This is a genomic window from Azoarcus sp. L1K30 (assembly GCF_018122735.1).
Classification (GTDB): Bacteria; Pseudomonadota; Gammaproteobacteria; order Burkholderiales; family Rhodocyclaceae; genus Parazoarcus.
Genome location: NZ_JAGRRD010000001.1, coordinates 3000035 through 3022278, shown reverse-complemented (window position 1 = coordinate 3022278; position 22244 = coordinate 3000035). Strand labels below are relative to the sequence as shown.

General features: G+C 64.2%; 19 protein-coding genes. 16 read left to right on the top strand and 3 right to left on the bottom strand.

Features of this window, described 5'->3' with window-relative positions; genetic code table 11:
* Positions 1–2 precede the first annotated feature (2 nt).
* From J5J83_RS13975 to J5J83_RS13945, 7 genes are all read left to right on the top strand, one after another.
* Positions 3–680 carry an acetyltransferase gene (locus tag J5J83_RS13975; protein WP_212350109.1) on the top strand — a complete coding sequence of 226 codons (678 nt, stop codon included), beginning with the start codon at positions 3–5 and terminating at the stop codon, positions 678–680.
* Positions 677–1540 carry a 3-keto-5-aminohexanoate cleavage protein gene (locus J5J83_RS13970; RefSeq protein WP_212350107.1) on the top strand — a complete coding sequence of 288 codons (864 nt, stop codon included), beginning with the start codon at positions 677–679 and terminating at the stop codon, positions 1538–1540. Before J5J83_RS13975 ends, J5J83_RS13970 begins: the two co-directional genes overlap by 4 nt.
* A gap of 92 nt (positions 1541–1632) precedes the next feature.
* Positions 1633–2247: a guanylate kinase gene (gmk, locus tag J5J83_RS13965; RefSeq protein WP_212350105.1), complete on the top strand. Its 615-nt coding sequence runs from the start codon at positions 1633–1635 to the stop codon at positions 2245–2247.
* Between the two features lie 2 nt (positions 2248–2249).
* On the top strand, positions 2250–2465 hold the full coding sequence (gene rpoZ / locus J5J83_RS13960; protein ID WP_212350103.1) for a DNA-directed RNA polymerase subunit omega: 216 nt from the start codon (positions 2250–2252) through the stop codon (positions 2463–2465).
* Between the two features lie 25 nt (positions 2466–2490).
* On the top strand, positions 2491–4692 hold the full coding sequence (locus J5J83_RS13955) for a bifunctional (p)ppGpp synthetase/guanosine-3',5'-bis(diphosphate) 3'-pyrophosphohydrolase (protein WP_212350101.1): 2202 nt from the start codon (positions 2491–2493) through the stop codon (positions 4690–4692).
* Between the two features lie 100 nt (positions 4693–4792).
* Positions 4793–4981: a DUF3460 family protein gene (locus tag J5J83_RS13950; RefSeq protein WP_212350099.1), complete on the top strand. Its 189-nt coding sequence runs from the start codon at positions 4793–4795 to the stop codon at positions 4979–4981.
* An 8-nt stretch (positions 4982–4989) separates the two neighbouring features.
* Entirely contained in the window at positions 4990–6414 is a 1425-nt protein-coding gene (locus tag J5J83_RS13945; RefSeq protein ID WP_212350097.1) for a 3'-5' exonuclease family protein, read from the top strand.
* 28 nt (positions 6415–6442) lie between these two features.
* Here J5J83_RS13945 and J5J83_RS13940 read toward each other — a convergent pair whose 3' ends face one another.
* Positions 6443–7138 carry a Crp/Fnr family transcriptional regulator gene (locus tag J5J83_RS13940; RefSeq protein WP_249115722.1) on the bottom strand — a complete coding sequence of 232 codons (696 nt, stop codon included), beginning with the start codon at positions 7136–7138 and terminating at the stop codon, positions 6443–6445.
* 247 nt (positions 7139–7385) lie between these two features.
* On the opposite strand from J5J83_RS13940, the gene J5J83_RS13935 reads away from it, so the two are divergent.
* From J5J83_RS13935 to J5J83_RS13895, 9 genes are all read left to right on the top strand, one after another.
* The gene (locus J5J83_RS13935) at positions 7386–9302 is read left to right on the top strand and encodes a HAMP domain-containing protein (RefSeq protein WP_212350095.1); all 1917 of its coding nucleotides are present in this window, start codon (positions 7386–7388) and stop codon (positions 9300–9302) included.
* Positions 9299–9952 carry a two-component system response regulator NarL gene (narL, locus tag J5J83_RS13930; protein ID WP_212350093.1) on the top strand — a complete coding sequence of 218 codons (654 nt, stop codon included), beginning with the start codon at positions 9299–9301 and terminating at the stop codon, positions 9950–9952. Before J5J83_RS13935 ends, narL begins: the two co-directional genes overlap by 4 nt.
* 199 nt (positions 9953–10151) lie before the next feature.
* The gene (gene napF / locus J5J83_RS13925) at positions 10152–10676 is read left to right on the top strand and encodes a ferredoxin-type protein NapF (RefSeq protein WP_212350091.1); all 525 of its coding nucleotides are present in this window, start codon (positions 10152–10154) and stop codon (positions 10674–10676) included.
* Positions 10673–10927, top strand: a complete 255-nt coding sequence (locus J5J83_RS13920; RefSeq protein WP_212350089.1) for a chaperone NapD — start codon at positions 10673–10675, stop codon at positions 10925–10927. The genes napF and J5J83_RS13920 overlap by 4 nt, the downstream gene beginning before the upstream one ends.
* A gap of 5 nt (positions 10928–10932) precedes the next feature.
* On the top strand, positions 10933–13479 hold the full coding sequence (gene napA, locus J5J83_RS13915; RefSeq protein ID WP_212350087.1) for a nitrate reductase catalytic subunit NapA: 2547 nt from the start codon (positions 10933–10935) through the stop codon (positions 13477–13479).
* Positions 13480–13549: 70 nt separating this feature from the next.
* Complete coding sequence (gene napG / locus J5J83_RS13910) at positions 13550–14407, top strand: ferredoxin-type protein NapG (protein ID WP_212350085.1); 858 nt, start codon at positions 13550–13552, stop codon at positions 14405–14407.
* On the top strand, positions 14404–15327 hold the full coding sequence (gene napH, locus J5J83_RS13905) for a quinol dehydrogenase ferredoxin subunit NapH (RefSeq protein WP_212350083.1): 924 nt from the start codon (positions 14404–14406) through the stop codon (positions 15325–15327). The genes napG and napH overlap by 4 nt, the downstream gene beginning before the upstream one ends.
* A complete protein-coding gene (locus tag J5J83_RS13900) occupies positions 15324–15773 on the top strand; it encodes a nitrate reductase cytochrome c-type subunit (RefSeq protein ID WP_212350081.1) in 450 nt (149 codons plus the stop codon). Before napH ends, J5J83_RS13900 begins: the two co-directional genes overlap by 4 nt.
* Positions 15774–15795: 22 nt before the next feature.
* On the top strand, positions 15796–16416 hold the full coding sequence (locus tag J5J83_RS13895) for a NapC/NirT family cytochrome c (protein ID WP_212350079.1): 621 nt from the start codon (positions 15796–15798) through the stop codon (positions 16414–16416).
* 47 nt (positions 16417–16463) lie between these two features.
* Here J5J83_RS13895 and J5J83_RS13890 read toward each other — a convergent pair whose 3' ends face one another.
* Both J5J83_RS13890 and J5J83_RS13885 read right to left on the bottom strand, forming a co-directional pair.
* Positions 16464–17588 carry a two-component system response regulator gene (locus J5J83_RS13890; protein WP_349251897.1) on the bottom strand — a complete coding sequence of 375 codons (1125 nt, stop codon included), beginning with the start codon at positions 17586–17588 and terminating at the stop codon, positions 16464–16466.
* Positions 17585–22216 carry a response regulator gene (locus tag J5J83_RS13885; RefSeq protein WP_212350077.1) on the bottom strand — a complete coding sequence of 1544 codons (4632 nt, stop codon included), beginning with the start codon at positions 22214–22216 and terminating at the stop codon, positions 17585–17587. Before J5J83_RS13885 ends, J5J83_RS13890 begins: the two co-directional genes overlap by 4 nt.
* Positions 22217–22244: the final 28 nt, after the last annotated feature.

Here is a 22244-nt window from a genome sequence, read left to right as displayed (position 1 = left end):
GAATGTCTTCAATGCGTCCGATCATCGTCTTTGGAGACGGCACGTTTGCCAGTCTGGCGGCTTACTGTTTGCGGCACGACGCCCGCCGCACGGTTGCCGCATTTGCGGTCGACCGTGCCTATCTGCACAAGTCCGAACATGAGGGCTTGCCGGTCGTGGCTTTCGACGCGCTGGAAAGTGCCTTCTCGCCGGTGGAGTTCGAGTTGATCATTCCGTTCGGTGCCGCACGCATCAACGGCTTGCGCCAAGAGCGCTTCCTCGATGCCAAGGCGCGTGGTTACACGCTGGCGAGTTACATCTCGAGCCGGGCCTGCGTGTGGGACGGTTTCGAGCCCGGCGAAAACTGCCTGGTGTTCGAGCAGGCCGTGGTGCAGCCGTATGCGACAGTGGGGGATAACGTGCTGCTGCGTTCCGGCGCGAATATCGGCCATCACAGTCGGGTGGGAAGTCACGCTTTCATTGCGACGGGATGCGCCTTCGGCGGAAATGTGACGGTCGGCGAGCGCGCATTCGTCGGGGTGGGGGCGGTGCTGCGCGACGGGATCAAGCTTGGCGAACGTTCGTTCGTCGGTGCGGGGGCGGTGGTTGTCGCCGATACCGATCCGGATGGCGTCTATGTCGGTAATCCTGCCCGCAAGACGAACAGATCGGCCATGGCCGTGACCGGAGGAGACGAATGAGCGCATCGGAAGGACATCCGTTCTCGATCAATCTTGCATGCACGGGTGCCATCCCGACGCGTCTGAACAGCCCGTATGTGCCCTTGACGCATGCGGAAATCATCGATGAGGTCGGCGCCTGCCTTGAAATGGGCGTGCAGATGTTTCATCTCCATGCGCGCGATGCGGCGGGCAGGCAGTCTTCGGACCCCGAGCGCTACGGCCGTTTGATCGAGTCTATCCGTGCCTTGCCAGGTGGCCGTTCTGCCATTCTGTGCGTGACGACGAGCGGCCGCTTCGAGGCTGGTTTCGAGGCGCGCGCAGGGGTGCTCGGTCTCGAGGGCGACATGAAGCCGGACATGGCCAGCCTGACGCTGAGTTCGCTTAATTTTGCCCAGTCTGAAAGCGTGAATGCGCCCGATACCATCCGGCGCCTGGCCGCACGTATGCGTGAGCGCGGCATACGACCGGAACTGGAGGTATTCGATCTCGGCATGGCGAACTTCGGCAAGGTGCTGATTAGGGAAGGACTGATCGACGCGCCGGTCTATATCAACGTGCTGCTTGGAAATATTGCGGGCGCGCAGTGCGATGCGGTCTCTGCCGGGTGCCTGATGAGTGCGCTGCCCGAGGGCGCGCATGTGGCGATGGCCGGGCTCGGGCGTCAGCAGCTGAGTGCGAACCTCTACGGACTGCTGTTTGCCGATGGCGTCAGAGTCGGCCTCGAAGACAATGTCTGGTTCGACGCCGCGCGTGCCGTGCCAGCGACCAATCGCGAGATGGTGATGCGTATCAAGCGCATGGCCGCAGAGCTCGAGCGTCCGTTGTGGGGTGTCGATGCGCTTCGCCGGCGGCTGGGCTTGTGCGCGGTCGCGGCCTGATTCCCTGAGGTCCTTCGGCATGTCGGCACGGCGCGCTACAATCGGGGCTCGGCGCCACGGCGCAGAGTCGAGCCATCAATCGAGAGTCGCGTATGCCCGGAAATCTCTTCATCGTCACTGCACCTTCCGGTGCCGGCAAGACCACGCTGGTGCGGGGCCTGCTCGAGCGTGATTCGCAGGTGCAGCTGTCCGTCTCCTACGCCACCCGCGAGCCGCGGCCGGGCGAGGTGAACGGGCGCGAATACCACTTTGTGGATGTGCCCACCTTTCGCGGGCTGCGCGACCGCGGCGAGTTTCTGGAATGGGCCGAGGTGCACGGAAACTATTACGCCACTTCGAAGGTCTGGCTGAAGGAGCAGATCGCGCTGGGACGGGATACACTGCTGGAGATCGACTGGCAGGGCGCCCAGCAGGTGCGCAAGGTTTTTCCTGACGCGGTGGGGGTATTCATCCTGCCGCCGTCGCTCGAAGAGCTCGAAAGCCGCCTGCGCGGGCGAGGCACCGACAGTGACGATGTCATCAATCGTCGTCTGCTGGGCGCGCGCGGCGAGATGCGGCACGTGGCCGAGTTCGACTACGTTATAATTAACAACGAGTTGCATGTCGCGCTCGAAGATCTGGTTGCCGTCGTACGCGCTTCGCGCCTGCGCAACGCCAATCAGCACCAGCGACATCCACAGTATTTTGATTTCCTTGAACAGGATTGAACATGGCCCGCATCACCATTGAAGAATGTCTGAAGAAGATCCCCAACCGCTTCCAGCTCACGCTGGCGGCGACCTATCGTGCCCGCCAGCTGACCCTGGGCGGCACGCCGCAGATCGACATGGACCAGCATGAACGCGACAAGCCGACAGTGATCGCGCTGCGTGAAATTGCCGAGGGCAAGGTCGGTCTGGAAATGCTCAACCGCGGTCAGGCCTGATTCGCGCGCGGGGCGAGGCGAGACCATGGAAACCGACCTCGCGCCCGCGCCGCCGCAACCGTTTCGTCCGCCCGCTTCCAGTGCGGTGCCGCTGGACTTCGAATTGCTGCGGACCAAGCTCGCGACCTACCTCAAGCCCGAAGACGTGGGGCGCATCGAGGCTGCCTATCATTTTTCGGCGCAAGCGCACGAGGGCCAGTTCCGCATCAGCGGCGAGCCCTATGTGTCGCATCCGGTGGCGGTCACCTCCATCGTCGCAGACTGGCACCTCGACCCCCAGGCCCTGATTGCCGCGCTCCTCCACGACGTGATGGAGGACACGCACATCTCCAAGGCGGAGATCGCCGAACGTTTCGGCAAGACCTCGGCCGAGCTGGTCGATGGCCTGTCCAAGCTCGACAAGATCGAATTTCGTTCGCATGAAGAGGCGCAGGCGGAGAACTTTCGCAAGATGCTGCTCGCCATGGCGAGCGATCTGCGGGTGATCCTGATCAAGCTCGCCGACCGCCTGCACAACATGCGCACCCTGGATTGCGTGCGTCCGGCCAAGCGCCGCCGCATCGCAAGCGAGACGCTCGAGATCTATGCCCCGATTGCCAACCGCCTGGGGCTGAACAACATCTACCGCGAACTGCAGGAGCTGGCGTTCGAGCACAAGTATCCGATGCGGTTCCGCGTGCTGGCCAAGGCCATCCGCGCGGCACGCGGCAATCGGCGCGAAGTGGTGGGCAAGGTGCTCGCCAATATCGAGGAGCGGCTGCCGCAGTGGAATATCGTCGCCGAGGTGCAGGGGCGCGAGAAACATCTGTACAGCATCTATCGCAAGATGATGGAAAAGCGCCTGTCGTTTTCGCAGGTGCTCGACATCTACGGTTTCCGCGTCATCGTGCAGGACGTGCCCTCGTGCTACCTCGCGCTGGGGGCGCTGCATTCGATGTACAAGCCGGTGCCGGGCAAGTTCAAGGATTACCTTGCCATTCCGCGTGCCAATGGCTACCAGAGTCTGCACACGACGCTGATCGGCCCCTTCGGCACGCCGGTCGAGGTGCAGATCCGCACCCGCGAGATGCACCACATCGCCGAGTCCGGCGTGGCCTCGCACTGGCTGTACAAGGAAGACGAGAAGACGCTCACCGAGTTGCAGCAGAAGACGCACTCGTGGCTGCAGTCCTTGCTCGAGTTGCAGTCCACATCGGGCGGCGCCACCGAGTTCCTCGAGCACGTCAAGATCGACCTCTTCCCTGGCGAAGTCTATGTGTTCTCGCCGATGGGCAAGATTTTCAACCTGCCGCGCGGCTCGACGCCGGTCGATTTTGCCTATGCAGTGCATACCGACGTCGGCAACCGCTGCGTCGCCTGCCGCATCAATGCCGACCTGATGCCCTTGCGCAGCGAACTGCGTAACGGCGATCAGGTCGAGATCATCACCGCTGCACATGCGGGCCCCAATCCTGCGTGGCTGTCCTATGTCCGCACCGGCAAGGCGCGGGCGCAGATCCGCCATTTCCTCAAGAACGCGCAGCAGGAAGAATCGGTGGCGCTGGGCGAACGCCTGCTCAACCAGGCCCTGCGCCCACACGGACTTACGCTGGGGCAGATCTCGACCTTTGCCTGGGATCGCTTCCTGCGGGATCGCGGTGTGCGCACCAAGAAAGACATCTTTGCCGATATCGGTCTCGGCAAGCGCCTGCCGGTCATTGTCGCCCGGCGCCTGTCGCAGGCACAGGATCAGGAGTCGGGGCGCCCCGACGTGGTCAAGCCCAAGCCCGCGGGCGCGATCCAGATCCGCGGCAGCGAAGGCATCGCGGTGCAACTGGCGCGCTGCTGTCAGCCGATTCCGGGTGATCCCATCATCGGCACCATCCGCAAGGGGCAGGGGCTGGAAGTCCACCTGCACGACTGTCCGGTGGTGGCCAAGCTCCGTGGCGATCGCGGGCGCTGGGTGGATGTGGAGTGGGAGCCGAGTGACGAGCGCCTGTTCGACGTCACCATCCGTGTGCTGAGCAAGAATGCGCGCGGTGTGCTGGCCCGGGTGGCGAGCGCGATTGCCGAAGAGGACTGCAACATCCAGACCGTCAACATGGACAACGAGCAGGGCGACTATACGGCGCTTAACCTGACCTTGCAGGTACGCGACCGCATGCATCTGGCCAAGGTCATGCGTGCGGTTCGCCGCGTGCCGGAAGTCGTCCGGATCGGCCGTCTCAAGGCCGACGGCCGCGTCTGATCCGCGTCCCGCCGTTCCGAGTGTCCGCAGAGCGCGGCGGCTGACCCCCGCCGCGCACGACCTGCTAGAATCGCGCCCGAATCCGACGGAGATGAACATCATGGCAATTTACGAATCCGAGCACACCAAGTTCATGCGTGAGTGGATGGAGAAGCATCCCGAGCAGGTCGTCGAGCAGCGCGAAGGCCGTGCCCTGTGGTGGGACAAACCGCAGGATCTCGAGGCGCAGAAGCGCGCCAGGGAGTCGAAGGTGCCGGTCAAGGCTTATTACTACGACATCAATCACTGACGCTGGGCATGGCACTGCCCGAGCGACTCGCCTTTGTCGATCTCGAAACTACCGGCGCCAATCTGCTGCGTGACGGCATTACCGAGATTGCGATCATTCGGGTGGAGCGGGGCAGCGTTGTAGAACGCTGGGAGCAACTGCTCAACCCCGGGCGGTCCATTCCGGCGAAAATTCAGGACTTCATCGGCATCACCGACGCGATGGTGGCCGATGCGCCTGTTTTTGCCGACGTGGCCGACACCGTGCATGCGCTGCTCGAAGACTGCGTGTTCGTCGCGCACAACGCACGTTTCGACTACGGTTTCCTGAAAAGCGCCTTTGCCGGCCTCGGGCGCAATTTCGACGCACCGGTGCTGTGCACGCTCAAGCTGTCGCGTGCGCTCTATCCCGAACATCATCGACATGGTCTGGATGCGCTGATCGAGCGCCACGGGCTCGTGTGCGATGCGCGCCACCGTGCGATGGGCGACACGGATGCCCTGTGGCAGTTCGCGTGTCTGGTCGAACAGACTTTTCCTGCCGCTGCGCTCGAACAGGCCGTTGCCCGCGCGATGAAGGCGCCGGCGCGTCCGCCGGGCTTGCCCGACGGCGCCATCGAGGGCATGCCGCCCTGTTCCGGCGTCTACCTGTTCTTCGACACGCCGGCGGCGCCAGAAGACGGTCGTCCGGACTTGCCGATTCACGTCGGCAGCAGCGTCAATCTCCGCACCCGGGTGCTGGAGCACCTTTCCGCTGCGGCGAGGAAGGGCAAGGACGCCGAGCTGGTACGCAGGGTCAGGCGGGTCGACTGGATCGAGGCCGCGGGCGAACTGGACGCGCTGCTGCTCGAGGCCGGTCTGTTGAAAGCGTCACAGCCCGTGCGCGAGCGCCTGCTGCAAGCGCGTGAGGAGGCCTTCGCCCTGCGCATCGTCCCTGGACGCAAGCGCCCCCCCATACTCGAGCATGTGCGTGTTTCGAATACCGATCCGCGACAGTGGGAGGGTCTGTTCGGTGCTTTTCGCCATCGCAAGGAGGCCGACAGTCTGTTGCGCGAGCTGGCACAACTTTATCGCCTGTGTCCGCGCCGGCTCGGGATCGAGCCTGGCGGCCACGGGCCGTGCACGGCCTACCGGGCGAAGCGCTGTGCCGGGGTGTGTGCGGGAAAGGAGTCCGTCGAGGAGCACGATGCCCGGCTGCTGGGCGGTCTTGGCGCGGCGCGGTTGAAACCGTGGCCGTGGCAGGGGGCGGTGATTCTGAGCGAACACGATGAGGCGAGCGGACGCACGGCCTTCCATGTGCTCGATCACTGGTGCCATCTGGGCACGACCGAGAGCCGTGCCGATGCGCAGCGTCTGGCACAGACCGCCGAGCGTTGCTTCGCGCTCGACACCTATCGCATGCTCGGGCGCTGGCTGGCTTCACCCGGTCATCTTGCCGCCATAGAGGTGCTGTAGGGGGCTGCTTCAGGGGGCTCTTCCGGGGTCAGCCAGCGGCACAGCTGCGTAGCTGCGGAAGGTCGTCCAGTACCAGGCCGCGCCGGCCATGGGGGCGGATCATGCCGTCGCGCATGAAGCGCGACAGCACGCGCGACAGGGTTTCGGGCGTGAGGTTGAGCTGTGCGGCGATGTGCTGTTTGTCGGTTTCGAGCTGGATCTCGCAGTGTTGGGCGCTGTCCGGCGCCAGCCGTGACAGATAGTGCGCCACGCGTTGCGTGCTGCTACCTTGAAGGCAGAGTTGGAGATTCTCGATCAGGTCGTAGATCGACGTCGACAATCGCAGCGTCATGGCGTTGGCAAATGCAGCTGAGACTTCCATGGCGGCGCGCAGCGCGCTGCCGCGGATTGGCAGCAGGACGCTGTTGCGCGTAGCCTGTGCAGTGAATAGCTGCGGGCGGTCGAGCAGCGCTGCCTCCTCGCCAAACATCGCCCCTGCGCCGGCAAGCTGGATGATTTTTTCGCCGCCGGTGGCCGAGATCAGCGAACACTTGACCTCGCCCTCGAGCACGACCCACAGACAGGGTGCCGTAACGTTGCAATGTGCCACGATTTCGCCGCGGCAGCGCTGGAGCAGTCGTCTGCCTTCGATCAGCCGCGACACTTCGTCGCTGTCGAGAAGATCGAAGGGCGGAATCCGCGAAAGGGTCGAAACGTGGGGTAGGACGGTATCAGCAATCATCATGAGACTCCTTGCGACCGGCAGCTTTGTGGCGCATGAGTTTCAGTGTAGGGCGCATCCGGATATCGGCGAAGCCTGGCAATGTATGTTCCGGGACCGTGCCATACCTCCAACGAGGTATGGCACGGAGCATCTAAGATCTTGTTTACTAGGACCTTGAGCGTCCGGTGCGCAGTGCCTGTGCGAGTCCCGTCCCCGTTGGGGGTATCCCCACATATCCGCCCATGTAGCGGCATGCCGGAGTCCGACCATGAAGATTCATCTCCTCGATGCCCTCGCGCGGCGCTCCATCCTGTGGCTCGTCGGTCTTGCGATGCTGCTGCTGACCCTGATCGGGCTGGCCGGCATGAGCGCCTCTGTCGTCGTCGTTGAGGCAGTGCAGGGCAGCGCCAGCGCAATCAACGTTGCCGGCAGCCTGCGCCGTCTCACCCACCGCATGGCGAGCCTCGTGGTGGCCGACGTACTCGAGGGCAAGGCTGCTAGCCCCCGGGTAGCGGAGGCGGTGCAGCAGTTCGAAGAAAGTCTGGTGCATCCAGCGCTGATGCGCGTGCTCGAGCGCGCACCCGACGGCGTGTTTGCTGCGACTTATCGGGGGGCCGAGGCGGCGTGGAAGCTGACGTTGAAACCGCGCATCGACGCCATTCGCGATGAAGGACCGCCGCCCTCATCGGAGGCCATTGCTTCGCTGCTCGTCGAGGTGGACGGTTTTGTCGGCCAGCTCAACACGCTGGTGGCGGTGCTCGAGCACGATACCGAAAGCCGGATCCAGGACCTGCGCCAGATTCTGGCCGTCGCCATCGCACTGACCCTGCTACTGGGCGTGCTGGTGCTGATCGTCCTTCAGCGCCACGTGCATCGCCCCCTCAATGCCCTGGTGGCGGGTGCCAACCGCATTGCCGCTGGCGATTTCGCCACCCAGTTGGCGCACACCGGACGCGACGAACTCGGCCAGGTCGGGATTGCGTTCAACACCATGGCGGGAGAACTCTCCAAACTCTATCGGGATCTCGAGCGCCGGGTCGATGCCAAGACCGCCGAGCTGCAGCGCAGCAACCGGGCGCTGGAGTTGCTCTACCACGCCATCGCCCGGCTCTATCAGGCCCCGGCTGCGCCGGACGCCTACGAGGCCACGCTGCGCGACATCGAGCAGGTAGCAGGTTTGCGCGGCAGTCTGGCCTGCATCGAAGCACGGCATGACGGACCGGCGACGGTGATGGCAAGTTCGATCGGTGCTTGCCCCGAGCAGGCCGCGCGCGAGGTGGTGGCGGAACTTGCTTGCGCAAGTTGCCGCAGCCATGGTGAGGCGTGGCGGCAGGAAGCCGAGGACGGCAGTGAGCTCGTGCGGGTGCCGCTGCGCGACACCGAGCGCCACTACGGCATGTTGCGGCTGACGCTGGCGCCGGGTCAGCGTCTCGAAGCCTGGCAGCAACAACTGGTGGAGGCGCTGTCGAGCCATATGGGCATGGCGCTGGGGGCTGCCCGCCGCGGCGAGCAGGCGCGTTTGCTCGCACTGCAGGAGGAACGTTCCGTGATTGCCCGGGAACTGCACGATTCCTTGGCGCAGGCGCTGTCCTACATGAAGATCCAGGTCAGCCTGGTGCAGCCCTTGGTGGGGAATCCGTCGCGCAGCGCCGAAGCCGAGCTCATCCTTGCCGATCTGCGCGAGGGCATCAGTGCGGCGTACCGCCAATTGCGCGAATTGCTGGTGTCTTTTCGCCTCAAACTCGCAGGCGACTTTTCTACTTTGCTGCAGAATGCGGTCGATGAATACCGCGACAAGGGCAAATTCTCTCTCTCGCTCGAAGCCCGGCTTGCCGATTGTCACCTCAGCCCCAATCAGGAGGTTCATGTGCTGCAGATCATTCGCGAAGCGCTGTCCAACATGGTGAGCCATGCCAGGGCCAGCCATGGCTGGCTGCGTCTGAGCTGCGGTGAGGGCGGCAAATTGCTCGTGGTGGTCGAGGATGACGGTATCGGGCTCGGCGTGCCGCCGGCCGATGCGCATAACCACCACGGTCTGGCCATCATGCGCGAGCGCGCGCGCAGCCTCGGTGGTGTGCTGGAGATCGGCGCCCGCCCCGGCGGCGGGACACGGGTGAGCTTGCGATTTCGAGCGGGGGCCCCGACCGTCGCGGCCGAACCCGTCGTGTTCGAGGGGCACGCATGAACGAGGTGCAGACCGCGATCGTCGTCGATGATCATCCGCTGTTCCGCAAGGGGCTGACCCAGCTGCTGCAGACGATCCCCGCGCTGCGACTGCTCGGCGAAGCTCCCGGCGGGGAGGAAGGGCTCGCGCTCGCGCTGCGAGTACAGCCTGATCTGGTGCTGCTCGATCTCAACATGAAGGACATGAGCGGCATCGACGTGCTGCGCGGCATTCGTGCTGCGCGTCTGGACTGCCGGGTGGTGATGGTCACGGTGTCCGACCACGGTGACGACCTCGTGGCTGCATTGCGTGCGGGCGCCGACGGTTATCTGCTCAAGGACATGGAGCCCGAGGCCATGGTCGCCGCGCTCAACGAAGTGGCCAGTGGTCGCATCTTCATCTCCGAGGCGCTGACCCATCTGATGGCCGCCGCGCTGAGAGGCCCGGCGCAGCCTGCGTCGGTGGCCGCTGCCGGCCTGACCGATCAGGAACTGCGTATTCTCGAGCAGCTTTCGTCCGGGTTGTCCAACAAGCTCATCGGTCGTGCGCTCGACATCACCGAGGGCACGGTGAAGGTCCACGTCAAGCACATCCTGCGCAAGCTCGCCCTGCGGTCGCGTGTCGAAGCCGCGGTGTGGGCGGTGGAGCACCTGCGCAACGAGGTGCGCTGAGGCCGCGCTGCTCAATGCGGCACGGTTTCCTCCAAGCTGCGGCTCGTCCGCGAAAGCGGGGGCGGCCGGTGGTGCTCGTGCAGATCTCAAAGGGCGTAACGCCTCAAGGTTGAGAGCAATTCTCAACTTGATGTCGGTCAATGACGCTGCCGTGACCACCGGCGTCAAATGACCCTGTTTCTTCAATGGGAAAAGCCCCGTGCAATCCGCAGCACTCACCCGGCGCAGTTTTCTGCGTGGCCGCCTCGGCAAGCAGTCGCTCGCGCAGCGACCGCCATGGTCGCTGGCAGAGGCGGATTTCGTCGAATGTTGTACGCGCTGCGACGCCTGTATCGAGGTGTGCCCGACCGGCATTCTGGTGCGCGCCGACGGGGGCTATCCCGCCGTCGATTTCAGTCGCGGCGAATGCACTTTCTGCGGCGGGTGCGTCAGCGCGTGCTCGTCGGCGGCGCTGGTCAGGCTGCCGGATCCCGCGCCCGCCTGGTCCATCCGCGCCTTCATCGCCGACAGCTGTCTGGCGATGAACGGTGTCGAGTGCCGTGTGTGTGGCGAGGCCTGCCCGACCGGGGCGATCCGCTTTCGCCCGCGTCTGGGCGGGGTGGCGCAGCCGATCCTGGCGTTGGAGAGCTGCAATGGTTGTGGCGCCTGTTTTGCCCCCTGCCCGGTCCGGGCAATCGCGGTGAAGGCAGTGGAGACGGAAACGGCAGTCAAGGAGAACACATGAACATCGCAAGCCTGGTAGTGCGGGCCAAACCCGAGGATTTCGCCATCGTGCACGACTTTCTGCAGCAGGTGCCCGGGGTCGAGGTGCAGGGGGAGTCGCGCGAGACCGGTCGCATCGTCGTCACCGTGGAAGACGGTGAGGGCTGGTCGGTGACCGACTCGATACTGAAGGTGAATCTTGGCCCCAGGGTTCAAGGGGTGACGCTCGCCTACGAATATACGGATGAAGGTCTCGAAAACCTGGAGGCATGAAGAAAATGAACATGGACAGACGCGGATTCATCAAGGCCAATGCGGTGGCGGCTGCAGCGGCGACGGCGGGCATCAGCATCCCGGTGGTGGTGCAGGCGCAAGGCAGGAACGGCGACGGTACCAAGGTGCGCTGGGACAAGGCTGCCTGCCGCTTCTGCGGCACCGGGTGTTCGGTGCTGGTCGGCGTGCAGAACGGACGCATCGTGGCCACCCAGGGGGACCCCGACGCGCCAGTCAACCGTGGCCTGAACTGCATCAAGGGTTACTTCCTGTCGAAGATCATGTATGGCGAGGACCGCCTGACCAAGCCGCTGCTGCGGATGAAGGGCGGCAAGTACGACAAGAACGGCGAATTCACGCCGATCAGCTGGGATCAGGCTCTCGACATCATGGCCGACAAGTGGAAGGCCGCGATCAAGACCCACGGCGCAGACTCGATCGCGATGTTCGGCTCCGGGCAATGGACGGTGTGGGAAGGCTATGCCGCATCCAAACTGTACAAGGCCGGCTTCCGCACCAACAACCTCGACCCCAATGCGCGCCACTGCATGGCGTCCGCCGTGGCCGGCTTCATGCGCACCTTCGGCATCGACGAGCCAATGGGCTGCTATGACGACATCGAGAACGCCGACAGCTTTGTGCTGTGGGGCTCGAACATGGCCGAAATGCATCCCATCCTGTGGAGCCGCATCACAGACCGTCGCCTGTCCAAGGAAGGGACCGAGGTGCACGTGCTGTCGACCTTCGAGCATCGTTCCTACGAGCTCGCCGACAACCCGATGATCTTCGTCCCCAACACCGATCTGGCGATCCTGAATTACATCTGCAACTACATCATCCAGAACAAGAAGGTGAACACCGAGTTCGTCCAGCGCAATGTCAATTTCAAGATGGGCGAGACGGACATCGGTTTTGGCCTGCGCCCGAATCACCCGCTCGAGGTGAATGCGAGCAACAACGGCTATCCCGGTGCGGATGGCAAGCCCAAGGGCAACACCGGCGCGGCCAAGGACATCAGCTTCGAAGAGTTCGCCAGGTTCGTGTCCGAATATACTGTTGAAAAGGTGTCCAAGCTCTCCGGCGTGCCGGTTGCCAACCTTCAGCGCATGGCCGAAACCTATGCCGACCCGAAGCGCAAGGTGGTGTCATTCTGGACCATGGGCTTCAACCAGCACACGCGCGGCAGCTGGGTGAACAACATGATCTACAACGTGCATCTGCTCGTGGGCAAGATCTCGGAACCGGGCAACAGTCCCTTCTCGCTCACCGGCCAGCCTTCGGCCTGCGGCACCGCACGTGAAGTCGGCACTTTCGCCCATCGCCTGCCGGCGGACATGGTGGTCGGCAACCCGATGCACCGCGCGATCGCCGAAGACATCTGGAAACTGCCCGAAGGCACGATCTCGCCCAAGGTCGGCCTCCATGCCGTGGCCCAGAGCCGCGCGCTCAAGGATGGCAAGGTCAAGTGCTACTGGACCTCGACCACCAACAACATGCAGGCCGGGCCCAACATCAACGACGAGGTCTATCCGGGCTGGCGCAACGAAGAGGCCTTCGTCGTGGTGTCGGACGTCTACCCGACGGTGTCGGCGATGTCGGCCGACCTGATCCTGCCCTCGGCAATGTGGACGGAGAAGGAGGGCGCCTACGGCAACGCCGAGCGCCGCACCCAGTTCTGGCGCCAGCAGGTTGCGCCGCCGGGTGAGGCGAAGAGCGATCTGTGGCAGTACATCGAGTTCTCCAAGCGCTTCAAGGTCGAGGAGGTGTGGCCGGCCGAGCTTATTGCCAAGAAGCCCGAGTACAAGGGCAAGACCCTGTACGACGTGCTCTACGCCAACGGCCAGGTCAACAGGTTCCCGCTGTCCGACATCGAGAAGGCCAATGGCCATGCGATCAAGGGCTATACCAACGACGAGTCGAAGGCGCTGGGCTACTACCTGCAGAAGGGCTTGTTCGAGGAATATGCGCGCTTCGGCCGCGGTCACGGTCACGACCTCGCCGACTTTGACATGTATCACAAGGCGCGCGGCCTGCGCTGGCCGGTGGTCGATGGCAAGGAAACTCTGTGGCGCTTCCGCGAGGGCTATGACCCCTATGTCAAGACGGGCGAGGGGGTGAAGTTCTACGGCCACAAGGACAACAAGGCCGTGGTGTTCGCGCTGCCCTACCAGGACCCCCCGGAGATGCCGGACAAGGATTTCGACATGTGGCTGTGCACCGGCCGTGTGCTCGAGCACTGGCACACCGGTTCGATGACCCGCCGCGTGCCCGAGCTGCATCGCTCGGTGCCCGAGGCCCAGGTCTTCATGCACCCGGACGACGCCAGCAAGCGCGGGCTGCAGCGCGGCATGGCGGTGAAAGTGGCTTCGCGTCGTGGCGAGATCGTCGCCCGGCTCGAGACCCGCGGCCGCAACAAGCCGCCGGTGGGGCTGATCTTCGTGCCCTTCTTCGATGAGGGCCGGCTGGTCAACAAGCTCACGCTCGATGCCACCTGCCCGATCTCGAAAGAGACCGACTTCAAGAAGTGCGCAGTCAAGGTGACCAAGGCCTGACACCACACGGCGTGAGACTGCTGCTTGCAGTGCGGACTGAGCATCGCAAGCGGCAGGGCATACGACAATCATGAACAGAACCCCGAACAAGACCGCCTCCGCGTCAGCCGGCCTCACCGTGTCACGTCGACGCTTCCTCAAGGACGCGGCGGGCGTGGCGGGCGGGGCGGGTCTGCTCGCGCTCGGCGCTGGTCTGTATTCGCGTCAGGCCGCGGCGCTGCCGGCGACCGCGCTGCGCCCGCCCGGCTCGCTGGCCGAGGCAGATTTTCTGGCAGCCTGCGTGCGCTGTGGCCTGTGCGTGCGTGATTGTCCGTATGACACGCTGAAGTTGTCGGTGCTCGGCGATGGCGTGACCACCGGTACGCCCTATTTCGAAGCACGCGCGATTCCGTGCGAGATGTGTGACGACATCCCCTGCGTGGCGGCATGCCCGACCGGTGCGCTAGACCGTGGGCTCAGTGAAATCGGTGATGCGCGCATGGGGCTTGCGGTGCTGATCGACCAGGAGAACTGTCTCAATTTCCTCGGCCTGCGCTGCGACGTCTGCTACCGAGTATGCCCGGTGATCGACAAGGCGATCACGCTGGAGCGAGTGCATAACCCGCGCTCCGACCGTCACGCAATGCTGCTGCCGACGGTGCATTCGGACGCCTGCACCGGCTGTGGCAAGTGTGAACATGCCTGCGTGCTGCCGGGCGAGTCCGCCATCAAGGTGCTGCCAGTCAGGCTCGCACAAGGCTCGAAGGCCGAGCATTATCGCCGAGGCTGGGAAGAGAAGGCCGAGGCCGGCGGCTCACTGATCGGTGACCAGCTCGAAATGCCGGTGCGGGGGCTCGAAGGCAAGGCATATGGCGACACCCGTGTCGGACCGGGCGAGGAGCCTGCAGCTGCGCCAAAGGGTGGGATCGATTCGGGGTGGAAGCCATGAGTGCGCATGGCCAGACCCGTGACGCGGTCGCACCGGGCAGTGTCCGTGGTGCCGCGGTGCGGGGCGTGGTTGCGCGCCCGGGCGCGGAAGCCATCGCAGCCCGGGGTTGGTGGGTCGCCCACAAGTGGCTGCTGCTGCGGCGTGCCAGCCAGCTCGGCATTCTGGCGCTGTTCCTGGTCGGGCCCTGGTTCGGCTGGTGGATCGTCAAGGGCAATCTGGCCTCGAGCCTGACCCTGGGCGTGCTGCCGCTGACCGATCCTTTCCTGATCGCGCAGCAAATGGCGGCCGGCCACTGGCCCTATCGCGAAGCCTTGATCGGCGGCGGCATCGTGCTGGCTGCCTATCTCCTGCTTGGTGGCCGGATGTTCTGCGCCTGGGTGTGCCCGGTCAATCTGGTGACGGATGCCGCGGCGTGGCTGCGGCGCCGGCTGGGCCTCAAGGGCGGCAAGGTGCCGGCGGCCAGCACGCGTTACTGGCTGCTCGGCTGCGTCCTGGTGATTGCCGCGGCAACGGGGTCGCTGGCCTGGGAGTGGGTGAATCCGGTGTCGATGTTGCATCGCGGGCTGATTTTCGGATTCGGCCTGTCATGGGGCATCGTCGGCGGCATTTTCGTCTATGACCTCTTGATCGCGCCGCGCGGATGGTGTGGCCACCTGTGTCCGCAGGGCGCTTTCTATGGACTGATCGGCAAGGTCGGCCTGCTGCGCGTCTCGGCCAGGCGGCGCAGTGCCTGCAACGACTGCATGGACTGCTTTGCGGTCTGCCCCGAACCTAAGGTCATCCGCCCCGCGCTCAAGGGCGTGGGACAGGACCACCCGCTGATCCTCGATGGCGATTGCACCAACTGCGGTCGTTGCATCGATGTCTGTGGCAAGGACGTTTTCCGTATTTCGACACGATTTGACAGGAGCGAGTCATGAACAAGAAGACCCGACAAATTGCACTCGCGCTGCTGGCCGTACTGGGCCTGAGCGCGGCCGCCGTGCCCGTGGGCGCGCAACAGGTCACCAGCATCCGCGGCGCGGACGTTTCCGCCTCCGATCTGCCGGCGGGCAATTACAAGCAATTGCCCGACCAGGCGCCGATCCAGCGCGACTACGTACAGCAACCGCCACTGATTCCGCACAAGATCGAGGGCTATGAGCTGACGAAGAATTTCAATCGGTGCATGGATTGCCATGCGTGGAGCCGCTACAAGGAGACCGGTGCGACCAAGGTCAGCCTGACCCACTTCAAGGACCGGGACGGCGGCGAACTGTCGAACATCTCGCCGCGGCGCTATTTCTGCCTGCAATGCCATGTGCCGCAGTTGGATGCCAAACCGCTGGTGGGCAATACCTTCCAACGCGCCGAGGGCCTGCGTTAAGGCCGCATGACCGGGGATAGACATGACTGAGAAAACGGGAATGCGGCAGAGGCTGCGCAACGCCGGCTGGGGCGCCATCGTGCTGCTCTTCGCGGCCGGCATCGTGTTCTGGGGTGGCTTCAACTGGGCCCTGGAAATGACCAACAGGGAGCAGTTCTGCATCTCGTGCCACGAGATGGAGGACAACGTATTCAAGGAGTATCGCAACACCATCCACTATCAGAACCGCACAGGTGTGCGCGCAACCTGCCCGGACTGCCATGTGCCCAAGGAGTGGGGGCCGAAGATGATCCGCAAGATCCAGGCTTCGAAAGAGGTTTACGGCAAGATCATGGGCACCATCAACACCCGCGAAAAGTTCCAGGAAGAACGGTTGCGGCTGGCGCAGAACGAATGGCGGCGGATGAAGGCCAACAACTCGCAGGAGTGTCGCAACTGTCATAACTACGAGTATTTCGACTACTCGATCCAGGGCCGGCGCTCCAACCAGATGCACCAGGCGGGGCTTGCCGAGGGCAAGACCTGCATCGATTGCCACAAGGGCATCGCCCACTCCCTGCCACCGATCGAGCAGGACATTGGCGCCGGACGTGACGCGGTGGCCCCCGAAGTGTTCCACCCGGCCCCGCCGAAGTCCAACTGAAACCCGCGTCGTGAAGCCCGACCACGGGACGTCCTGTCGGGGATGTCTCAGTCCGGTCGGGGTGTATGCTCGTCGGCGAACTGGCGAGCGATCTCGCGGAAAGTGTCGGTGAGTAGCAGAAAGGCGTCGGTGATATCGGGGTCGAAATGCAGGCCGCGGCCCGTCGTGATGATGTCGACAGCTTTCTGGTGGGGAAATGGGGGCTTGTAGACGCGCCGGCTGATGAGTGCGTCGTAGACGTCGGCGACCGCCATCAGTCGCGCGGACAGCGGAATCGCCTCGCCCGCGAGGCCTTGTGGATAACCGCTGCCATCCCATTTTTCCTGGTGCGAGTGGGCGATCTCGCGCGCGTAGCGGAGAAAGGAGATCGGCACCCCCATCAGGTTTTCGGCGGTGACGATCGCGTTGTGTCCGAGCGTCGTGTGCGTCTTCATGATCTCGAACTCTTCCGCGGTGAGCTTGCCGGGCTTGAGCAGGATGCTGTCGGGAATGCCGATCTTGCCGATGTCGTGAAGGGGGGCCGACTTGTACATCAGCTGGATGTTTTCCGCGGTGAGCTCCGCGGCAAAGCGCGGGTGGGCCTGCAATTGCGTTGCCAGCGCCCGCACGTAGAGCTGGGTGCGGCGGATGTGGTTGCCGGTTTCCTCGTCCCGTGTCTCCGCCAGTGACGCCATGGCCATGATGGTGGCGTCCTGTAGCGCGCTGATCATCCGTGTTCGCTCCTCGATCTGGCCTTCCAGCGCGCGGTTGCGGTCGTGCAGTTGGTCGCTGGCGGTCTTCAGACTGAGGTGGGTGCGCACTCGCGCGTGCACCAGCGGTGGGCTGATCGGCTTCGTGATGTAGTCGACCGCACCGACGTCGAAGCCAAGCTGCTCGTCGGTTTCTTCGGTACGGATGGTAAGGAAGATGACCGGGATGGCTGCGGTGGCAGGATCGGCCTTGAGACGACGGCAGACCTCGTAGCCGTCGATTCCCGGCATCATCACGTCGAGCAGGATCAGGTCGGGGGGCGGTTCGGTGGCGACGAGCTTCAATGCACGCAAGCCGTCGGTCGCGATCCTTGTCCTGTAGTCGGCGTCATGCAGGCAGCGCACGATGGGTTCGATGGCATCTGGGGTGTCGTCGACGACGAGGATGGTGGGGCGACCTGGACAGTCTTGTGTTGAGATCACGCGTTACTCCCGGCATGGCCTGCCAAAGGGGGGCTTTGTTCAAGGCATTGGTCAAGAATGACCACAGCGTCGTCGAAATCATAACGCGATACGGCTGCGCTAAGCCGGTCCACGAGCGCCTGGCCGCAGCGTGCAACCAGATTCGGTGCTATTCGGGTGAAAAAGGCGAGCGTGTCTCCATCCGAATCGAGCAGCAGGGATCGCAGCCCCGCCATGTCGGCATCGGTTGCCATGACGCCGGTCGCAGTGGCATCCGCTTGTGCCGGGATGGCGTTAACCAGCATCCGAAGCAGGGACGCGAACTCCGCATCGAAGCGGGCAAGTGCCCGATCATGCGGGGTATGGTGCCGGAGTTGGCGCTCAAGGTTCTCCGCAGCTGCTTCGAGCGCACTGGCGCCGATATTGGCCGCCACGCCGCGGATCGAGTGTGCGATTCGCTCGGCGTCATCGTTGTTGCCTTGGGCAAGGGCGTTAGCGATCTCGCCGCTGCTGGCGTGATGATGCTCAACGAAGCGACGCAACAAGCTCATGTAGCGCTCGGGGCGGTTCCCCGTGCGGCGCAATGCGGCGGTCGTGTTGAGACCTGGTAGTGTCGGCAGCGTGTCCGCGCCGCTGCCGGTTCCGGCGCGTCGGTCGGTGGTGAGGCGGGCGAGGACCGAAAACAGCTGGTTGGGGTCGATCGGTTTTGCGACGTGTTCATTCATGCCGGCGTCAAGGCAACGCTGACGCTCCTCGGCCATGGCATGCGCTGTCATCGAGATCACCGGCAATGGGTCGAAGCGGGCGTCGGCGCGAATCAGACGCGTCGCTTCGAATCCATCCATCTCTGGCATCTGGATGTCCATCAGCACCGCGTCGAACCGGGTGGGCGTGGCCCTGAGCATCTCGAGGGCTTGCCGCCCGTTGCCGGCGACGTGGACCCGCATCCCTGCATTCTCGAGCAGTTCGCGCGCGATCTGCTGGTTGATCTCACTGTCTTCGACGACCAGCACTTCGAGGCCCGACAGCCGTGGCCGCCAGTCTAGCGCTTCTTCCCTCGGCGCCTTCGTGCCACTGTCGAAAACCGCTTGCAGGGCGTCGACAAGATGAGACGCCGTCACCGGTTTGTGGAGAAAACCATCGGCGCCGGCGTCCGCCGCCCTGGCCGGAGCATCACCGTCACCGAAGGCGGTGACCATGATGACCACGGGCGGGGCAACGAGGCTGCGGTCACTCTTGATCCGGGTTGTCGCTTCGAGTCCGTCGACACCGGGCATGTTCATGTCCATCAGAACCAGGCCAAAAGGGTCGCTGGCGTTGGCTCGATGGACCATCTCGACCGCACTCTGCCCACCCGTTGCCGTGTCTACGCGGAAGGGTTGTTGTGCGAGCAGGTCCTGCAGTACTTCGCGTGCGGACGGATTGTCGTCCACTACGAGCACCCTGAGCCCCTTGAGTACATCAGGAAGACGGCCGGCTTGCTCTTCGCCGGAGTCGGCTTCGTCGAAGAGTGCCTTGAAGGTGAAGGTGCTGCCCGCATTCGGGCTGCTGCTGACCTCGATGTTGCCGCCCATCAGTCCGACGAGTTGCTGGCAGATCGACAAACCGAGTCCGGTGCCGCCGAATCGGCGGGTCATCGATGCATCGGCTTGGGTGAACGCTTTGAACAGGTGCTGCATTTCCGCATCATTCATGCCGATCCCCGTGTCCCGGACGGCAAATTCGAGCAGAACCTTGCCGTCGCTGGTCGGGAGGCGGCCGACACGCAGGCTGACTTCGCCGTGCTCGGTGAACTTGATCGCGTTGCTCACCAGGTTGATCAGTACCTGGCCCAGACGCAGGGGATCTCCGATCAGGCGCGGGGGAACGTCGGGCTGCACCGAGAGGATGAGTTCGAGCCCCTTCTCGCGGCCTTTCTGTCCGACCAGGTCGACCAACATGTCGAGCACTTCGCCGAGCAGGAAGGGACTGCGATCGAGCTTGAGCTTGCCGGCCTCGATCTTGGAGAAATCGAGGATGTCATTGATGACGCCAAGCAAACCGTTACCTGCGCGGTGGATCTTTTCCAGATAGTCGCGCTCGCGTGGCGGCGGATTACCGGCAAGTGCGAGGTGTGACAGGCCGATGATCGCGTTCATCGGGGTGCGGATCTCGTGACTCATGTTGGCGAGAAATCGCGATTTTGCCTGCGCCGCATCTTCGGCAAGGTCGCGAGCACGGCGCAGCGCGGCTTCGGTGTCGCGGCGCGCGCCGATGTCGTCGAGAATCCAGATGCAGTCCGAGATCTCGCCCCGCTCGTCGGTCAGGGCACTGACCGAGGCGGCGATCCACAAGTCGCCGCCATCGGTTTTCTGCAGGCGGCACTCGCGCTGCCATCCACTGCCTGCCTTGAGCGCCTGCCACAGCGGTTTGATGAAGTCGAGCGTTCTTCCGTCGTCGTCGAGCAGACGCGGGCGGGTGCCGACGAGTTGCTCGGCGGTCTGCCCGGCCGTGAGGCAGAAGCGTGGGTTCGCATACAGGATCTCGCCCGACGGCGAGGTGATCAGCAGCATCGCGGGGCTGTGCTCCACCGCGCGCGATAAGCGCCGCACCTCGCGTTCCGCCGCACGCCGCGCCGTGATGTCGTAGATCCAGCTGATAACCGCTGGTTCGCCGCCGATCTCGGTGAGGCTCATGCTGAGCAGGGTCCACAGCGTCGAGCCGTCGCCGTTGAGAAAGGCGACTTCCTCGTCATGTACGACTTCGCCCTGGCGCAGGCGCGCGAACAGGCGCTCGGCGTCCGACGGGCGCTCGAACCATTCGAGCGCCGAGCGCGCAAGAAAAGCGTCGTGACCGATACCGGCCAGTTCGCTCGTCCGCTGGTTGGCGAACAACATGCGGCCGTCGGGGCGGTTCAGGACGACGGCAATGGGCGAGGCCGACAGTATGCTCAGCAGGCGTGCTTCGGCCTTTCGCGCCTGACGCTCGGCGTCCTTTTGCGCGGAGATGTCGACGATCACACCCAGCAGACCGCCGGGTGCGCCGTTGCCGAGGCAGAATCCGCGCGCCCAGTAGAGTGTGTCGTGCAGCTTGCCGTCCGCGAGGGGCAGCCGGGTTTCGCGGTGCAGCGTGTCTCCGCTCGCAATGAGGCGCATGTCCTCATCGTGGAAGGCCGTGCGGTCGGGTGCGGGCAGGTAGGGGAGCTCCAGTACGGTCTTGCCCGCGAGGTAGGCGCGCGTGGTGCCGAAGGCCTGCTCGTAGGCACTGTTGCACCCGAGAAATCGGCCGTCTGGGCCTTTGAAGAACACCGGGTTGGGCATGGCGTCGATCAGCAATTGCACAAACATCAGCTGGTCGGCGAGTGCAGCCCGCTTTTCATTGAGTTCGGCGGTACGCTCCTCGACCTTCTGTTCGAGTTCCCGATGCGTGTGCGCCAGATCGTTCCGCCCCTGGGCCAGACGCACGCGCATGCTTTCCTGGGCATGGGCAAGTTGGTCCAGCTCGAGCCAGCTCGAGTGCACCACGGCGGCTTCTGAGAGATCATTGGCGGCAATGCGTTCGCTCCGTGCGATCAGATCACGGATCGGTCGCGAGATCTGCCGTGCGAGATGCAGCGCGATAATCAGCCCGACGAGCGCGGCCGCCACGACCAGCATGCCGAACAGCAGCAGATCTTCTGTGTGCGCGGGGGCAAAATCGCCGATGCGGGCGAAAGCGGCGATATGCAGGGTCTGCTCGCCAAGGTGCAGGGGTTCGAATACCCCGACCCAGGATTGGCCGTCCGCGCGGAAGGCGAAAGGGGCGCTGCCGCGCCCCGCGCTGACCCAGGCCGCATGGCCCGCGCTCAGGTAGGGATTGCCGATTGCCGTCACCGGCGACAGGATGTGTTCGCCGGCATCCAGTCCTGCACTGCCGGCCGGCAACGCCAGCACACGGTCGTCGTCCGCAATCACGCTCGCCCCCCCGACGCGACCGATTTGTCTGGACGAGGTGAAGGCGGACAGGTCGGCCAGCAGCAAGTCGACTGCGAGGATGCGGACCCGCCCGTCCTTCGCCATCCATCGTGTATAGACGGTCATGCCCGGCTGTTGTGCGGTATAGAACAGGTAGGGCGCGGTCCAGCCATGACGCTGGTTCTCCGGCATCGCCATTGCATCCACGAACCAGGGCCGGGTGCGCGGATCGTAGTCGCTCTCCCAGCGCTCGTCGCCCGTCGCCCGCTCGCCGTCGGGGGACCATCGCTTCCAGATGCTCTCGCGACCTGCCGTCGAGGGTGAGGTGTTCCTGCTCCGCCATGACGATGCGTGCCGCAGCAGGAATACTTCGTGTCCATCGGTATCGGCCAGCATGATTCCCGATACGGAAGGATGGCCCTGCAGCAGGGGCACCATCAGGCCGACGAATGAGGTCTCGTCGTCGACGTCGATGTGTCCGGCTTCGGTCATGGCGCGAGCCGACACAAGAACGGATTCGACGTCCTGGATGTCGCGCAGCGTCTCTGCCCTGACGCGCTCGGCACTGAAGCGCAATTGGTCGATCGCGAGTGCCTCGGTGGCGGGCTTGATGACCAGCAGCGCGAAGGCGGCGGCAAATCCGAGCAGACACACCGCGACGATCAGCGAAAGCCGCAGTGGCAATCCACGAGCGAGTGAGCGCGGTAGGAAGGGCACAGGTGTTCTCCGCTGGCCGGCGATTGTG

Bases quoted from the DNA above. Each gene is read 5' to 3' on its own strand.
- narL (WP_212350093.1), top strand. From the start codon at position 9,299: ATGAACGAGGTGCAGACCGCGATCGTCGTCGATGATCATCCGCTGTTC.
- napG (WP_212350085.1), top strand. From the start codon at position 13,550: ATGAACAGAACCCCGAACAAGACCGCCTCCGCGTCAGCCGGCCTCACC.
- J5J83_RS13935 (WP_212350095.1), top strand. From the start codon at position 7,386: ATGAAGATTCATCTCCTCGATGCCCTCGCGCGGCGCTCCATCCTGTGG.
- J5J83_RS13970 (WP_212350107.1), top strand. From the start codon at position 677: ATGAGCGCATCGGAAGGACATCCGTTCTCGATCAATCTTGCATGCACG.
- J5J83_RS13940 (WP_249115722.1), bottom strand. From the start codon at position 7,138: ATGATGATTGCTGATACCGTCCTACCCCACGTTTCGACCCTTTCGCGG.
- rpoZ (WP_212350103.1), top strand. From the start codon at position 2,250: ATGGCCCGCATCACCATTGAAGAATGTCTGAAGAAGATCCCCAACCGC.
- napH (WP_212350083.1), top strand. From the start codon at position 14,404: ATGAGTGCGCATGGCCAGACCCGTGACGCGGTCGCACCGGGCAGTGTC.
- napA (WP_212350087.1), top strand. From the start codon at position 10,933: ATGAACATGGACAGACGCGGATTCATCAAGGCCAATGCGGTGGCGGCT.
- J5J83_RS13950 (WP_212350099.1), top strand. From the start codon at position 4,793: ATGGCAATTTACGAATCCGAGCACACCAAGTTCATGCGTGAGTGGATG.
- J5J83_RS13945 (WP_212350097.1), top strand. From the start codon at position 4,990: ATGGCACTGCCCGAGCGACTCGCCTTTGTCGATCTCGAAACTACCGGC.
- J5J83_RS13895 (WP_212350079.1), top strand. From the start codon at position 15,796: ATGACTGAGAAAACGGGAATGCGGCAGAGGCTGCGCAACGCCGGCTGG.
- J5J83_RS13955 (WP_212350101.1), top strand. From the start codon at position 2,491: ATGGAAACCGACCTCGCGCCCGCGCCGCCGCAACCGTTTCGTCCGCCC.
- J5J83_RS13900 (WP_212350081.1), top strand. From the start codon at position 15,324: ATGAACAAGAAGACCCGACAAATTGCACTCGCGCTGCTGGCCGTACTG.
- J5J83_RS13975 (WP_212350109.1), top strand. From the start codon at position 3: ATGTCTTCAATGCGTCCGATCATCGTCTTTGGAGACGGCACGTTTGCC.
- gmk (WP_212350105.1), top strand. From the start codon at position 1,633: ATGCCCGGAAATCTCTTCATCGTCACTGCACCTTCCGGTGCCGGCAAG.
- J5J83_RS13920 (WP_212350089.1), top strand. From the start codon at position 10,673: ATGAACATCGCAAGCCTGGTAGTGCGGGCCAAACCCGAGGATTTCGCC.